Here is a 16,354-nt window from a genome sequence, read left to right on the forward strand (position 1 = left end):
ATTATTTGTTGAGGTCAAATTTAAGACCAAGGTTAAACTTGCTGCGGTAGTATTCCATTTGCATAGTTTGGGAAGCAACTCCCTGGTAGTAACGCAGCGGCTGGTTGGTTAAGTTATTGGCTTCACCGAAGATGCGCCATGATTTTGCGATCACGTAGGAGGCGTTGGCATCCAGGAATACCTGTTTGTCGTAGAAGCGGTCTTCAAAGTCGTTGCCACCAAGCTCATCGATGTAGTCGGCAGTATAGTTCAGTGACAGTCGCGCAGAGAACTTTTTGTTTTCCCATGATAAAGAAGCATTGAACATATGCGGGGCAGTGCCTGGTAGAGCGATGCCACTTCTCATTTCACCATCTTCATTGAAAATACCGCTGGCTTTAGACTTTGTATAGGTATAGTTGGCATACACGCCGAATCCCTGAAGGAATTTTCCAGGCAGGAAGTCCAGCTGGCGTTGCATCGCAACTTCGAAACCATAAACTTTTACGGCTTCCCCATTTCTGGCTTGTGTAAGCGTCCAGCTTTCACCTGCAGGCACCGGGTTGCCAAGGTCAGGGAACTGCTCCGCAAATTTGGCAGTGGTCAGGTTTTCATCTCTGAACTGATAGATGAAGTTGTTGATTTTTTTATAAAACAAGCCTCCAGAGATAATCCCTACAGATTTAAAATAGTATTCGCCCATGAGGTCATAGTTCCATGCATAAGAAGCTTTAAGGTCTGGATTTCCGGCAGAGATTTCACTGTCGTCCATCACAGTATTTACGAAAGGGGTAAGGGTGTAGTAGTTAGGACGTGCCAGTGCTGTTGTGGCGGCAGCTCTGATGACCATATTTTCTAATGGAACATATTTGAAGGTTAGCCCCGGCAATACATTGAGGTAGCTGTTTTCAATTCTCCTTGTACCCTCCAGTTCAGACTCATCCTGAATCAGGTTGCCTTCATATTTTATCTTTGTGTTCTCAAGGCGCATACCAGCGATCATTGACAGTTGCGTGCTGAAGTCCTGGTCCCATCTCAGGTATCCTGCGGTGATGGTTTCTTTGGCGTTATAATTCGCAGCAAGATATTCTTTTGCTACATCTTCCGCTTCAAATAAGCTGGTATTGGACAGCTGCAGTCCACCAAGATATTGCTTGCTTGCAAAAGTACCTGGTTGATATTTTTGATCGGGCTGCCAGTTGTTGCTACCCCAGAACTGCTGATTGGTTTGTGAAAGGTTGTCCAAGTCTCCGTTCAGCGGGCTGTATTCGGTGAAGGTATTGTTTCTGTCTTTGTTTTTCAACCTCAACCGAGCACCAAAGCGAAGACGCCCTTTTTGATTGGCGAAAGCGGACAGGGGAACGCGGAAGTCTAGTCTTGCACCAAACTCATCCTCCTGGGTCTTGTCGGTGTTTTCGGTGATCTCATCCAGCTCGTAGTCGTTCAGGGCTGTCGCCATAACCGGATTTACAAAAGGGTAACGTGAGGGTCCGAAATCGGAATTAAAGGTCACATCCGAAGCTTCATAAGAGATGTATCTTTCATTCGGGCGGTATTCACTTGCCCTGGCATAGTTCAGGGACCAGTGGAAATCCAATTTTGAACCGAACACATGCTCTCCGTTTAAAGAATAGTTTTGTACTTTTTGTTCTTCCAGTCGTGCATTATCGACCCTGTTGTTGTTGATGCCACCTTTCGTCTGGCGGTTAATGGCACCTGTATATCCTGTGATGTTATCGTTGACATCGTAAACAGGCTCCAGGTCTTTGATCTGGAAGCGATACCTGTTTTCCTTGTCATCACGCCAGTTGTACATGGCATTGAAGCTGATGTTGTTTTTCTCATTGAATTTGTAATCCAATGCAGCAGCAGCACTTCTGCGGATACGTTTGATGTCGTACTTGCGGATGTCCTGTTCCTCAATAAAGGTATTGCCGAAGTCGTCTTTTTTCCATACTGCTTCAACGTTGTCTGAGCCATAGTTATTGTGGTTGAAAGATCCGCTGAGCACCATGCCGAACTTGTTGTCGAAGAAGCGGTTTCCATACACGAAACTACCATTGTATAATGGCTTTTCACGTATAGGCGCATATCCGCCGGAGATGGTTGCAGAGATTCGTTCGCCGTTAGGAGTGGCCCTGGTGATGAGGTTTACCGATCCGCCGATGGCGTCAGCGTCCATATCAGGAGTTAATGTTTTGCTCACCTCAATGGTCTGGATCATATCAGAAGGGATCAGGTCCATTTGCACCCGTCGGTTGTCACCCTCAGCAGAAGGAATGCGGTCGCCGTTAATGGTAACGGAGTTCAGCTCCGGAGCAAGACCACGGATGATGATGTTCCTGGCTTCGCCCTGATCGTTTTGCATGGTGATTCCTGGAATGCGTTTTACGGCATCACCGATATTGGCATCAGGAAACCTGCCCACCTGGTCTGCAGAAACGATGTTGGAGACATTCATTTTGTTTTTCTGAATATTAAGGGCTTTTGCCTGACCACGCAGGCGGTCGCCCATGATGACGACTTCCTTACCAACGATGGCTGCTTCTTCCATACCTACATTAACGGTGACCACCCTCTCCCGGGTCATAGTCACTTCAGTGGTGAAGATGTTGTATCCGATATAGGTGACCGTTAATTTGTAGGTCCCCTGCGGTACATTTAAAAACTGGAACTTTCCATACGTATCCGAAACGGTATGGATATTTCCCGGAGTCAGGTTTAATACGGCGCCCGGCAGGGAGAGCTTTTGCTGGTCTGTGACCTGCCCGGTCAGCAGTCCGCTTTGAGCAAATGTCATTGTCGACAGGCATGTCATAATGATCGCGAACAGTAGAATTTTCTTCATGAACAGTTTTGTTAAGTATTCGTTTTTTGATTACTGCCGCAAGTTGTGACAGATTCTGTTGCCAGTCAAATATTCGCTGTTACATGAAGTAAACATCGGCAATTTTCGCGTATACAAAAAGTGTATGCTATTTTGTAAGTGTCTTTTATTCAACGGTTTGTTTGTGTTAAAACATCCGTTATCTAATTGTTAAGGCCATATTTATTAAATGTTAAGTATATTTTGCCGCTGCTTTTTGGCTTCTTTGGAACACGCTTCCGTAGGGTCAGTATTGGAGCAATGTCTGATGATGTTGATCAGATGGCATAAAATGCTGTCTATGAGCTATCATTAGCAGAAGTAGCTGACAGTTGAGTTGTTATATTGATTGCAGAAATGAAACGAGGTTTTCACCCTGGTCGAGGTTAAGCTTTTTGCGCAGCCGGTATCTGGCAATGCGAAGGCTGTCCTGAGAGATGGCCAGCATGGCGGCCATGTCGTTAGAATCCATGTTCATTTTAAGCAGTGAGATGAGTCTGAGGTCTGTAGCCGTAAGGCCGGGAAACTGCCTGTTCAGGTTATCAAAGAAGGAGTGGTGTATCTGTTCGAAGAGCTGGCGGAATTCTGTCCAGTAGTTGTCGTTGTTGAAATTCTGATTGATCTGCTGGATAACCTGGCGAAACTGTTTTTTCTGGTCTCTTTTATCGTCTTTAGCCATCTCCTCCAACTGGCTTTTGAGGCTTTCCAGCAATTGATTTTTCCGGATGACATGCAGTACCTGTGTTGTCAGTTCTTTAGATTTCAGTTCTATGTCTGACTTGAGCTGGGTCTCTTCCATTTCTTTATTCTTCAGATCTGCTTCCATCAGTTTCCGCTGGGTTTCGAAGATCTCAAACTGCTGTTTGCTGTATTGCCTTTCAGCACTGAGTTTGATGCGCTGGCGGCTAGTGAGCAGGAATACCGATAGCAACAGCAGGATGATGACAAGAACAGTCGCAATGGTGATGATGACGTTCATCTTTTTTTCATTCTGAAGCGTCCGGATTTCATTGTTTTTCTTTTCAAGATCATTCAGGGCCTGCAGGAAAGCCATTTGTTTGTTGCCTTCAATAGAATATATTTTGAGCAGGTAGGAGCGGGACAGCTCTGCATATTTATAGGCGCTGTCGTTGTTGTTTTTGAGGTTGTAGGACTTTGCGATGTCCCGGTATGCAGAGTTGATCTGGTACATCTCATTGAACTTTTTCGACAGTGCCAGTGCCTTAAAATAATAACTAATGGCTTTTTCGAGCTGCGCAGTTTTCCGGTAAATGTCCCCAATGTTGTTGATGACTTCAATGGAGGGGACCACCTGGCCGCTTTTCTGATAGATATCCAGTGCCGACTGGAAATAGGACATGGCTTTGTCGTAGGTAGCCAGGTCTTCATGGATGCTGCCCAGGTTCTCGAAGGTCCTGGCCATTCCCGATCTGTCGTTGATGGCGATGTAGACTTTCAGCGCCTGTTGCTGGTAGCTGAACGCCTCCTTATACTTTTGCTTTTTTTCCAGGAGGTGTCCGAGTTTTCCTAATGTGGCGGCAATGCCTTGCTGGTTGTTCCTCTTTTTGAAAAGATGCATGGCAGTGTTGAAACTCTGTTTAGATTTTAAGGTATCCCTGTTGTAGAAATAAAGCGTTCCCAGACTCAAAAAGTTGTCGGCAAGCAGGTCATCCCGTTTGATCTTTTCGAACATCGCCCGTGCATCAAGAAGATATTCCAATGCACGACCATAGTGACCCAGGTGGAAGCAGATCTCTCCCATTTTTCGGAGAGCACTGCCCTGCTCGTCCAGGTTGCCAGCATTTGCGGCTTTTATACTTTGCTTTTTCAGCTGCAGAAATACTGAGTCAGGGCGGCCGAAATGGTAGGTGTCATATAAGCCGTTGTCATTATCATCATCCAGATACTGACCGCGACAAGGCTCGGAAAATACGGTCATGCAAAGCAGGAAATTTAACAGTACAAAAATCGTGATGCGGTCTGGTCTCATATCCCTTTATGGCTTGCGGTGTGCTGCAAATGGTTTGTCAGCCACAAAGTAATGACCTTAATGTTAATTTATCGTTAAGTTAAGGGAGGTTTAACAAAAGATGGGTGCCAAAGGCTGCCCTTAGCCGAATGAATCGATCTGTTTTTCGGTCAGATATTTCCAATATCGTTTAGGCACATGCTGTGTATGGAGCTTTGTGTTTTTGCGTGCAACAATATTCGTGCTCTTAAAATAGTCCTTCCATAATACGGCGTAAAGCTGTTCTTTGCTGGCCTGAGCGTTTATAGGAATCTTTTGCAGTCTCTTTTGTGTTTCAAAATCAAGATGGACTTCCTCCACAGACACTTCATCATAAAACAGGCCGTAATTTCTGTTGATGTCGTAGATCAGCCAACGCTGACTGGCGTAACGGTCCTTAAAATGTTTCATGATGAGGGGCAGTACATTAAAGTCCGGATCAATCCCGCAATAAAATAAACCATCCTGACTTTCCTGAAATCGGATGAAAGCTTCCATTCGATGTTTCTCACGTTCCACCTTTCTGGCCATCTGGGCAATCAGCAGCACGTGTTCATTCCCATAGTTGTCTTCCGCTCCGGCCGGATGTGTGAAGAGGTAATGGCAAAATTCGTACAGGCTGGTATATGCGTCCGGCCGCTCAGAGAGGAAACAGCAATAAAATTTTCTTATCCAGGCGGGGGACAGCTTTTTTTGAAGGGCCGACCACACCCTTCCTGCCTTTTTACTGTCGTTGTGGATCTGCATAGATTCCGTAAAGGCATCAGGCTGATGGTGTTGCAAAAGCTCAACTTTTACCTGTTTGGCTTTTCGTTCGAAAGATTCAAATACCGCACAAAGCAGTCCCTCCATGCTACCGTCAAAAAGGTAAGTGATCCTCATAAACACCTATATTTAGAATAAGATGAGTTGACTAGTATCATTTTTAAGATACTTACTCTGACTCTCCGCGAGTATAAAGGATTTGATTTGCGTGCTCTGGTACTCTTTCAGCTGATAAGGGCTGTCGGCACATTTGATGAAATGTTTTGCCCTGTTGTAGGCAACGCCTATCTTTTGGAGCTGATCTATTCGCAATTTACCATATTGACGGGCTTGTACGATCTTTTTTGCGGAGTTGATGCCAATGCCCGGAACCCTCATGATCATCTTATAGGATGCCACGTTAATGTCTACAGGAAAAAACTGCAGGTTACGCAGTGCCCAGCTGAGCTTCGGGTCAATATCGATATCAAGGTGGGGATTGGCATCATTGAGTAGCTCATTCACATGAAACCCATAAAAGCGCATTAGCCAGTCGGTTTGGTACAGTCTGTTTTCACGGATCAGCGGCGGTTGGCTACCGATAATAGGCAGCCTGTTGTCGTTGCTGATCGGCACATAACCCGAATAATACACCCTTCGTAACCCGAAGTTTCTGTAAAATTCATTTGCCGTATGCATAATTTCTTTGTCCGTTTCCGGCGTGGCACCAATAACCATCTGTGTACTTTGGCCGGCAGGAACAAACTTGGGGACGCTTTTTATCAGTTTTTTCTCTTCTTTAAACTGTATGATCTGCCGCTGTACATAAGCCAGGGGCTGGATTACTTCCTTATGGCTTTTTTCTGGCGCAAGGAGCTTCAGTCCACTTTCTGTGGGCATCTCGAGGTTGATGCTCATACGGTCTGCATACATACCGGCTTCTCGGATGAGCTCTTCACTGGCACCGGGAATAGTTTTTAAATGGATATATCCATTGTACCGTTCCTCCAGGCGAAGTTTCTTCACCACCTTCAACAGGCGCTCCATAGTGAAATCTGCATTTTTGAAGATGCCCGAACTGAGAAATAATCCTTCTATGTAATTACGGCGATAAAAGTTCATCGTCAGCTCCACCACCTCTTCAACAGTAAAGGCTGCCCTTTCAATATCGTTACTTTTCCTAGAAACGCAATAGGCACAGTCGAAAATACAATGGTTGGTGAGCAGGATCTTCAGCAGTGAGACGCAACGGCCATCTTCAGTATAGGTATGGCAGATGCCTGAAGTATGGCCATTGCCCAATCCTCCTTTTTCATTTTTACGGTTACTGCCGCTGGAAGAGCAGGAAACATCGTATTTGGCCGCATCGGCCAGGATGCTGAGTTTTTCCCGGATTCGTTCTGACATATAATTGGTGTTTACTAACAAATATAGTATTATAAACTATTAAAATTAGTAATATTCTAAAATGGAATGCATTAGTTCGTCAACTTGATTAGATTTAAGTTTAGCCATGGAGGGTGTTAAAGACGCAATTGGAGGTCGTTTTCTATTGATGTGTAAAAATAAGCGCTGACATAATTATTTTGTTTTTGTTATGTTTGCTGAATAAAAGGTTAGAAGTACTATCCGGAAGAAAGAATAAATTAGAATTAAAATATAAACGTTTATGATTATTGAGCCTAAAATACGCGGTTTTATATGTCTTACGGCGCATCCTGAAGGATGTGCTCAGAATGTGTTGAACCAGATTAACTATGTAAAATCTAAAGGACCTGTGGCTGGTCCGAAAAGGGTATTGGTGATCGGTGCCTCTACAGGATTCGGCCTGGCTTCAAGAATTACAAGTGCTTTTGGATCTGAAGCATCGACCATCGGCGTGTATTTTGAAAAGCCACCAGCACCGGGAAAAACTGCCTCTCCAGGCTGGTACAATACTGCCGCTTTTGAAGAGCGTGCGCATGAGGCGGGATTATATGCAAAAAGCATTAACGGCGATGCCTTCTCTAATGAAATCAAGCAGAAAACGATGGACCTGATCAAAGCTGATCTCGGACAAATCGATTTGATCATCTATAGCCTTGCTTCTCCTAAGAGACTACACCCGGTAACAGGCGTGGTGCATAACTCAGTGTTGAGGCCAATCGGAGATGTATTCACCAATAAAACTGTCGACTTCCATACTGGTATCGTTTCTGAGGTTTCCATTCAGCCTGCTGCTGGTGATGATATTGAAAATACCGTTGCTGTAATGGGAGGTTCCGACTGGGCGATGTGGATCGATCAGCTGAAAGCTGCAGGGCTGCTGGCGCCGGGAGCGACTACCGTTGCATATTCTTATATAGGCCCTGCTTTGACGGAGGCAGTATACCGTAAAGGTACTATCGGTGCTGCGAAAGACCATCTGGAAGCTACTGCATTTACGATCAGTGATACGCTGAAAGATCTTGATGGCAAGGCCTTTGTTTCGGTAAATAAAGCATTGGTAACTCAGGCCAGCTCAGCGATTCCTGTGATCCCGTTATATATTTCTTTACTGTACAAGGTGATGAAAGAGAAAGGGCTTCATGAAGGATGTATCGAGCAGATTCAACGTCTTTTTGCGGATCGCCTTTATACTGGAGCATCAATTCCTGTAGATGAGAAAGGAAGAATCCGTGTAGATGATCTGGAGATGCGCGAAGACGTACAGGCACATGTTGCTGAGCTTTGGTCGGAAGCAACCACGGAAAGCCTGCCGGTTATCGGTGACCTTGCGGGTTACAAACATGATTTCCTGAACCTTTTTGGTTTCGATGTGGAAGGCGTGGATTACCAAAAGGAAAGTGACGAAATGGTTCAGATTTCCGGACTGGTATAAAAAGCCGGAATACATATAAAAAAAGCACCTCAATTGAGGTGCTTTTTTTATATGTATTTATCAAGAATCTCTTTTAATTCTGCCGGCATAAGTGGCTTTTTTAAGAGTCTGATGACTTGAGGATTTGCTTCCGCTCTTTGGATGTCACCAAAATCCAATGTAGAAGAAAGTATAGCGACAAGGCATTTGTCGGTGATGTCATTTGATAATCTCTTATAAAACTCGAGGAATTCAAATCCATCCATCTCCGGCATCTGGATGTCCAGAAGGATGAAGTCGGGCAGGAGCTCTTGTTGATCAACATGATTTTTAAGGTAGAGCAGGCCTTCTTCACCGGAGTGACAAATGATGATGTCTTCAAATAAGTTTGATAACGTAATGATTTTGGAGTTGATTTTCAGGTCTACTTCATTGTCATCAATTAACATGACTTTTTTAGGCTTGGTTGACATTAGGGATCGTAATTTTAAATGTGGTACCATCTGTTGGATTTGAGCTGACGCTGATCTTCCCACTGATCTTGTTCAAAGCTTCTTTAACAATAAAAAGCCCCAGGCCACTGCCATGATTGATCTTACTTTTGAAAAACTGCTGGAAGATCTTCTCCAGGTGTTCATTGAGGATGCCCATGCCATTGTCATTGATGGAAATACCTACCTGCGTAGAATTCACTTCAATATCAATGTTTACATGTTTATCATTTTCATTTTCTTTCTGATATTTTATGGCATTGGAAATCAGATTGCCCAGGATCACCTCAATGCGGAAGGCATCACCAAAAAATGGCAGATCCTGCCGTACATTTACATTGAACTGCAGGTCCCTGTCGCTATAGGCATATAACTCAATCAGATCAACAATGAGCATGTTGAAGTCGATTGACGTATTTTCAGAAACGATCTTATTGTTCTTGTAATACTGTAGCGTTTTTTGGATGTAATAGTCCAGTTTATTGGAGCAGGATTCTATGAGTGGCCAGTACTCGCCACTGGAATGGTAAAGGTTTTCCATCTTCACAAGGTTGACAATCCCCATAGTAGACACCAATGGCGCCCTCAGTTCGTGGGAGATGCTATAGATAAATCTGTTCAGCTCGTCGTTGGTCTTCTCCAGCTCAGCAACTTTATTTCTGAGGTCTATCTTAGACTTGTAAGCATCGTATGCATTTTTAATGGAATTGTGCAGCTCCAGGTCATTCCATGGCTTGGTGATGTATCTATAGATGTCGCCATGATTGATGGCATCTGCTAAAGCTTCAATATCCGTATAACCGGTCAGCAGAATTCTTGTGGGGTCAGGGAAGGTGTTCTTGATGCTTTTGAAGAACTCCACTCCGGTAGTGTTTGGCATTTTCTGATCTGCAATGATCACCTGAACTGGAACATTTTCAAGGATCTTTAGCCCCTCAACGGCAGACAGGGCGGTATATATTTCGTATTGTCTTCTGAAACTTGCTTTAAAAGCATGTAAGTTATTTTCCTCATCATCAATATACAAAACACGTATAGTTGTTGCATTCATAATAAGCCGTTATTTAGATACGAGAGGTAAGGTAATAATAAATTCTGTACCTTGATTCAAATTTGTTAAAACATCTATCTGGCCGTTGTGGTTTTCGATTATTCTAAAAACAATGGAAAGTCCGAGTCCTGTGCCTTCGCCAACGTCTTTAGTAGTGAAAAATGGCTCGAATATCTTCTGCTTCACTTCTTCCGTCATTCCCGGCCCCGTATCCTTAATGCTGATCTTTACATGATCGCCCTCATGCCAGGTACTAATGATCAGCTCTTCATTTTCCTCCGTTGTGCCTTTTCCTTTAATGGCCTGAATGGCATTGCTGATCAGGTTCATAAACACCTGGTTGATCTTTCCAGGAAGACATTCCACTTTAGGGATATTGCCGTAATTTTTGGTGATGTTCAGATTGGAAGGGAAAGTACTTCGTACGAGTACAAGCGTGGAGTCTAAACCTTCATTTAGGTCAACAGGTTTGGTGTCATTTTCATCGAGTCGGCTGAAGTTTTTCAGGCTTCTTATGATTTCTGCGGTACGTTTTGCGCCCTCTCCGATGCCACTCAGCAGTGATTTGATTTCATCTCTTACAAAGTTGATGTCAATTCTCTTTTTGAAGGCTTCAATCGCAGTTAGCTGTGCATTCAGGTCACCATCAAGGTTTAGCGATTCATACATCTGGATTACCTCATTCAGCTCATCTATATCGAGCTCCAGAGGTTTGATGTTTGATGTCACGAAGTTGATGGGGTTGTTGATTTCATGAGCAATGCCAGCAGTGAGTTGACCAAGTCCGGCCATTTTTTCAGAATCTACCAACTGGCTTTGTGCTTCTTTGAGATCTTTTAACGCCACTTCGAGGTTATTGTAGGAACTCTGGAGTTCAAGGGTTCTGACCCTGACTTTCTCTTCGAGTTCAATGTTTTGTTCACGAATGAGCCGTTCATTTTCCTTGGAGATCCGGAGTGCTTCAGCCTGAGATTCTTCCTTCTCTTTTTTGAAAGTGTTGATTTTATCTGCAAGCGCAAATGAAAGCAAGGTTACCTCCACGGCCGACCCTAATGTCATCATGTTAAATGTGAGTGTGTTGTAAGGGAGTAAGTTGTAGTCCTTCATTACAAAAGTGCATACACCCAGCAAAAATACACTCCATGCGATCAGGAAAAACTTGGCTGGCGTATATCCCTTTGCGTAAACCTTTGCCGCCACAATGAGCATATACACCGCTGCCAGGGTGGCTGTAATCTGGATCACCTGATACCCGATGTTCAGGTAGCCCATAAAAGCAGCAGTCATGGCAAATATATACGGGATATAGAACGCATTCAGTATTTTATGCAGGGTAGGAAGGTAGTGTTTGGTGTGCAGAAACAACTTCATAAACTCTATCGCCGACAATGCTGCGATGGAGCTGAGTATGTACACGGCATAGGTCGACAGCCAGAGGTTATTCGGCCAGATGAACTTAAACGCATATCCCTGGAAATTGGCCTGCGTCAGTCCGATAATAAAGATGTAGACGATGTAATACAGATAGGTCTTATCCTTCGTAGAGATGAATAAAAACAGGTTGTATATGAACATCACCGATACGATACCCACATATAAGCCAAAGATGATAATCGAATCTTGAATTTCCTCACCAAGTTCAATGGCAGGACCTAGGGTGAGGGGAGCCTGCAGTTGTTCGCCCCCATGAATTTTAAGGTAGATGGAATAAACCTTTTTTTTCTCCGGTGTGAAGCGGAAGGTGTAAATTGGATTGTCGTAGGTCCTCTGATGGTAACTGACGCGATCCCCTGTCTCGTCATGGCGGACTACCTTTCCGGCAGAATCCACAAGGAAAAAGTCAAGATAGTCGATGGTGGGAAGCTGCAGTTGCAGAATGGCATCAGAATCTGTCAGCTCGCTGACCACATAAAACTTTAACCAATAACTGAAGTTAGATACCCCCAGGTTCGGTACGGCCGCAGTGATCTTCTGATAGTCAGTTCTCGTCTTGACGCTGTTGATACCAAGCTGGTTGGTAGAATCTACAAGCATGACCAGTTTTTCTCCGAAGTTGCGTGCGATCTGTTGATTGCGGATAATCAGAGTATCCTGTGCTGATAAACGTTCCGGGAGCAACAGAACGAACAGCAGCAGGACGATGTTCCAAAGTCTATTCATAGGTCGGAATAACAAGCTGGTAGTCAATTTCAACGTCCCCTTTGGGGCCGGTTTCCATGGTGTGCTGTATGGGGTGGTTGCGCAGGTCAAATATCCTGTTGCGGTCAAATTCTTCGGCAGTTTCCAATGTCTCGGCATTCATCTTCCGGAGTACGCGTGCGATGTAGCTGTCGTTGGGATACACAAACTCTCCATCTTTTCCCAGCGAGTCTTCAACGATGAAGCCCACCTTGCGTACCATGGGCAGGGTATAATCGGCGCAGATCGTAAAAAGCGACGCCAGCCGGATCTGGTTGACAATGGCAATGCCTGCCCTGACCAGCAGAATGCTGATGCCGATGCCGGCAACGCTTTTTGCATTCCAGAGGCCGCAGAGTTCGCCTGTACCATCATCAAAATACTGGTTGATGATGGTTGCTACGTTCTGATCCATATAGCCGACCGCGTCTTCTACCGGCAGCGGATGAACGCCATCAGCAATGTGTACACGGACACCGCCCACCACTGTTCCATCTTCCGTTTCCGCAACAATGCCATGTACATTGGGCAGGCTCATCCATTGCCTGTTATTGGTGGTGATATTGGTGATGCCGTAATCTTTTAATACCTGGACGTGTCCCTCCAGGTATTTTTCACAAGTTTCAGGGTCGTGAATTGCAGTAAATGATCGGAATCTAAGTTTTATCCCCATAAATCTCTTAAGTATATTTCAATACATTCTCCAGAGGTTTACGCACGGATCTGACAGATGCATCGTCGGCATGTGACAGTCTGAACATAAATATACCCTGATTTTGCGCTAAAGATGGGAAAATTTGTAATAGTTCGCGTTGATATTTTGTAAGCTCTTCCTTCATTCTCTCAGTTAGCCCTTCTCCATTGCCATGGTTTAACCTGGCGAACAGGAACAGAGGTGCAGAGATGGGATGTACAGACAGCCCGTTCATATTGGCATTGATCCATGCACGCTGAACTGCCTCGCCACCTTTAATGAAATTCTCAGCGTTATATTCAGGCATGGAGATCAGTCCAATGGCTGAAGAGGATTCGATTGCGGTCCTTGATAATTTCTCAAAGGCAGTTCCTTTTCCCCATTTATTTAACAATTTGATGACTTCCGGATTGGAAGCTACAAACAAACCAGTTTTATCGGATTCAGAAAGTTCCATTGATCGTACATCCAATCCGTCCTTAGTGCTATTGACGCTGTCGTCAGTCCACCTGATTTCTTTGGAATAAAAGTCGTGGTGACCCTGAGGATAAAGGAAACGAACCCGCTCCACACCTGCGACGATATTGGCAATCTGATCAATCTGATGGTCGTCCTGGATCAGCTCCAGCGTTGCCTCGGAATCAAAAGAGACAATATCAGTCAATTGAGCGGCTGCTTTTTCATCAAGCTTCAGTTTTGCAGTGCCTTTTTTGCGGTTCGTTAACCTCAGGCCGATACCCGGTGCCAGTTCCGGAAGATAAGGTGTTTTGTCTTCACTGAAGCTGAAATGTGCCACAAGTCTTTTGTTATCTGCATTGGGGAAAAGCTGGTATGCTGGCTGAAGGCCGAGTTTACTGGCTTCAATCTTCAGGTTTTCAATAGCTGTACCAAAGGCGATGTTGGAAGTGATGTTGTCAAAGTCGCCCCATGATACCGAATGTTTCTCATCGTGGAACAGAAACAGCTGCCCTTTACCGGCCACCCATTTCCATGGCTGGTTGTTTCCTGCTGATGGCGCGAGTATCGCCGCCGTTACCAGCTGATTGGTTTGTGCTTCGGTGAGTACGATACTACCTGCTTGCTGAGGGATGTTCTTTATGGCATCAGCAATCTCTTCATCGGTCAGGTCTGCTGCACGGAGGTCTACCACATCGTAATCTTGGTCAACGGCTGGTTTTTTGTCGCTGATTTGTTCTTCGATATCCACAAAATAGCGGCCTGATTCATGGTATTTACCCAGGATGATGCGCCTATGTACATCGGCACACAAAGCACCGCCCAGTGCAACTGCTGAGGCCAGCTGAGGCCAGGTGGTAATTGACTGGCCTACCTCGACCATGGATGCCTTCAGTCTTGCAGATAAGGTGTCAATACCGATCATGGCCAGCAGGTAAGGAACCTTTTCTTCGTTGGTCTTCAGGTCTTTTATTTTGGAGGGATCAAGGTGGTCGATCATGCCATGCAGGATCGGGCGGTCGGGTTCGAGATCGAACCTTTCTACATCCACCGTGCCTCTGTCGCTCATGTCCATGATCACCGGGATGCCCAGGGCTTTCGCTTTGATTCTCAAATGTATCTTGATGTCAAGCCCGTCGGCCTCGTCAACCACCATGTCCAGGTTGCCGCCTTCGGAGAAGAAACGGTCCATGTTTTCTTCTGTCAGTCCATCAGGGAAGATCACCACCTTCAGGAAGGGGTCAATTTCTTTAATCTCACGTGCTACAATGATCACTTTGAGGGTCCCCAAGTTGTGCACACCTGTACGGATGCGGTTGATGTTGGTCAGCTCCAGGGTATCAAAGTCTGCAAGTCTGATTTCCTTAAAGCTTCTTTCCATCGCCATAGTGATGGAAACGGACTGACCTACTGAAAGACCGACAACGCCAACTTTCTGCTGTCCGAGGAGATCTCTTTCTTCGGGAGTAATTTTGTATATGTTCCTGTTGGTGCGGACCTGCATGAATTCATCTTCGTCCAGCAGGTGCACCAGTCGTAGGGACCATGGATAGTATACCCAGACGCCGTATTCGGTCATAGAAAGGTTTCCTATATGTTCGGCCCTTAATTTTTCGAGCTCCTGGGGTTCAGGTTTTCTCTTCGGATGTTTTGATTTGATCAGGTCATCGAGCTGTGTATGGAGTTCATCGTGGATCCTGATGGCAGGATTATTCGTTAATAACTCCTCCAATGCAAGCTTGTCCTGTGCGTTGTAAATTCTAAAAAACTGGGGTTCGTAAGAAGAATGGTCTTCCTGGGTAGGGTTTTCGAGTTGGAACATCTGATAAAAAATTAATGTTTAAGCTTTGGTATTGTCATCCTTATGCACAAAAATAGTTATATTTAAGACATAGTTTCGCTTTTTAAGAGGTATTTAGTGACTTTTATCTAATTTTGTGTTTACATGGAAGATCAACTCATAAATATTTTATATGTAGACGACGAGGTACATAACCTCAATGCGTTTAAAGCGTCATTCAGGAGGGTATTTAATGTGTTCACTGCGGAGTCTGCGAAGGACGCGTTGCCCATTCTCGCCCAGGAAGAAATCCATATTATCATCACCGATCAGCGTATGCCACAGATGACTGGAGTAGAGTTCCTGGAGTCTATCTTAACCATTTACCCTGAGCCGATACGTATCCTGCTGACAGGTTATGCAGACATTGCGGCAGTCATTGATGCCATTAATAAGGGACAGGTATACCTCTACGTAACGAAGCCATGGCAGGAAGATGAACTGCGGATCTATATTGAAAAAGCTTTCGAAATTTTTCTGTTGAGAAAGAAAAATAAAGAGCTCAATGAAAAACTTCTCGTAGTAAACCAACAATTGGAATTTATGTTACGTCAGAAATTAATCTCTTAGTACCCCTTCTTTTTTACGATTGGTGTAATCCGTGCCGTTTTCTGATACTTTTATACCTCTTCCTTTAATTATTTAAGAATAAAATCTGCTTCGCTTTTTATCTGCCGAATTGCTTTTTTGTTCGTTGTAAATGAAATATATTTAACCCAAAATAAGGTGATCATTATGAATTCAGACACTTCTGTAAATGTCCTCTATGTTGATGATGAGGTCCATAATCTGAATGCTTTCAAGGCCAGTTTCAGGCGCAAGTTTAACATCTTTACGGCCGAATCAGCCCTGGAAGGACGTAAAGTGCTGGAAACAGAAGATATACACATCATCATCACCGATCAGAGAATGCCGGTGACTACGGGTATTGAATTCCTGGAATCCATCATCCCTGATTTTCCTGAGCCCATCAGGATTTTACTTACAGGTTATGCAGACATCAATGCCGTAATTGATGCGATCAATAAAGGGCAGGTATATAAATACATTCAGAAGCCATGGATGGAGGACGACCTTCGCATTAACATTGAAAAGGCACATGAACTTTACGTCCTAAGAAAAGAAAACAGGGAACTGACCGCGAAATTACTGGTTGCAAATGACCAGCTTGAGGCCCTGCTGAAGCAAAATTTACTCCCTTAACCTAT

The 16,354-nt window shown here is 44.5% G+C and carries 12 protein-coding genes; 3 read left to right on the forward strand and 9 right to left on the reverse strand.

What is annotated here, in order from left to right; translation table 11 throughout:
• Position 1 precedes the first annotated feature (1 nt).
• The 4 genes from PBAL39_RS10875 to PBAL39_RS10890 all read right to left on the reverse strand — a co-directional run bounded on the left by PBAL39_RS10875 (position 2) and on the right by PBAL39_RS10890 (position 7,004).
• The gene (locus PBAL39_RS10875; RefSeq protein WP_039866446.1) at positions 2-2,827 is read right to left on the reverse strand and encodes a TonB-dependent receptor; all 2,826 of its coding nucleotides are present in this window, start codon (positions 2,825-2,827) and stop codon (positions 2-4) included.
• A gap of 358 nt (positions 2,828-3,185) precedes the next feature.
• A complete protein-coding gene (locus PBAL39_RS10880; protein WP_198139813.1) occupies positions 3,186-4,784 on the reverse strand; it encodes a tetratricopeptide repeat protein in 1,599 nt (532 codons plus the stop codon).
• A 171-nt stretch (positions 4,785-4,955) separates the two neighbouring features.
• A complete protein-coding gene (locus tag PBAL39_RS10885) occupies positions 4,956-5,735 on the reverse strand; it encodes a TIGR03915 family putative DNA repair protein (protein WP_008241300.1) in 780 nt (259 codons plus the stop codon).
• Positions 5,736-5,747: 12 nt separating this feature from the next.
• Positions 5,748-7,004 carry a putative DNA modification/repair radical SAM protein gene (locus PBAL39_RS10890; RefSeq protein WP_008241301.1) on the reverse strand — a complete coding sequence of 419 codons (1,257 nt, stop codon included), beginning with the start codon at positions 7,002-7,004 and terminating at the stop codon, positions 5,748-5,750.
• A gap of 262 nt (positions 7,005-7,266) precedes the next feature.
• On the opposite strand from PBAL39_RS10890, the gene fabV reads away from it, so the two are divergent.
• Positions 7,267-8,457 (forward strand): enoyl-ACP reductase FabV, encoded by a 1,191-nt coding sequence (fabV, locus tag PBAL39_RS10895; RefSeq protein WP_008241302.1) that lies wholly within the window; start codon positions 7,267-7,269, stop codon positions 8,455-8,457.
• 47 nt (positions 8,458-8,504) lie between these two features.
• Here the strand turns inward: fabV and PBAL39_RS10900 are convergent, their stop codons facing one another.
• Genes PBAL39_RS10900 through PBAL39_RS10920 form a run of 5 tightly spaced genes read right to left on the reverse strand, consistent with a single transcriptional unit; the run spans position 8,505 to position 15,128 of the window.
• The gene (locus PBAL39_RS10900; RefSeq protein WP_008241303.1) at positions 8,505-8,909 is read right to left on the reverse strand and encodes a response regulator; all 405 of its coding nucleotides are present in this window, start codon (positions 8,907-8,909) and stop codon (positions 8,505-8,507) included.
• A complete protein-coding gene (locus PBAL39_RS10905; protein ID WP_008241305.1) occupies positions 8,893-9,978 on the reverse strand; it encodes a hybrid sensor histidine kinase/response regulator in 1,086 nt (361 codons plus the stop codon). Before PBAL39_RS10905 ends, PBAL39_RS10900 begins: the two co-directional genes overlap by 17 nt.
• A 9-nt stretch (positions 9,979-9,987) precedes the next feature.
• Positions 9,988-12,138, reverse strand: coding sequence for a 7TM diverse intracellular signaling domain-containing protein (locus PBAL39_RS25800; protein ID WP_008241313.1), 2,151 nt, complete (start codon positions 12,136-12,138; stop codon positions 9,988-9,990).
• Positions 12,131-12,829 (reverse strand): hypothetical protein, encoded by a 699-nt coding sequence (locus PBAL39_RS25575; RefSeq protein ID WP_008241315.1) that lies wholly within the window; start codon positions 12,827-12,829, stop codon positions 12,131-12,133. The genes PBAL39_RS25800 and PBAL39_RS25575 overlap by 8 nt, the downstream gene beginning before the upstream one ends.
• Positions 12,830-12,836: 7 nt before the next feature.
• Complete coding sequence (locus PBAL39_RS10920; protein ID WP_008241317.1) at positions 12,837-15,128, reverse strand: Rv1355c family protein; 2,292 nt, start codon at positions 15,126-15,128, stop codon at positions 12,837-12,839.
• A 123-nt stretch (positions 15,129-15,251) separates the two neighbouring features.
• On the opposite strand from PBAL39_RS10920, the gene PBAL39_RS10925 reads away from it, so the two are divergent.
• Together PBAL39_RS10925 and PBAL39_RS10930 are read left to right on the forward strand one after the other, a co-directional pair.
• Positions 15,252-15,716 carry a response regulator gene (locus PBAL39_RS10925; protein WP_008241319.1) on the forward strand — a complete coding sequence of 155 codons (465 nt, stop codon included), beginning with the start codon at positions 15,252-15,254 and terminating at the stop codon, positions 15,714-15,716.
• Positions 15,717-15,881: 165 nt separating this feature from the next.
• Positions 15,882-16,349 (forward strand): response regulator, encoded by a 468-nt coding sequence (locus PBAL39_RS10930; protein ID WP_008241320.1) that lies wholly within the window; start codon positions 15,882-15,884, stop codon positions 16,347-16,349.
• The last annotated feature ends 5 nt before the right edge of the window (positions 16,350-16,354 follow it).

Origin of the sequence: Pedobacter sp. BAL39 (assembly GCF_000170795.1) — a bacterium.
In the GTDB taxonomy this organism is placed as follows: domain Bacteria; phylum Bacteroidota; class Bacteroidia; order Sphingobacteriales; family Sphingobacteriaceae; genus Pedobacter.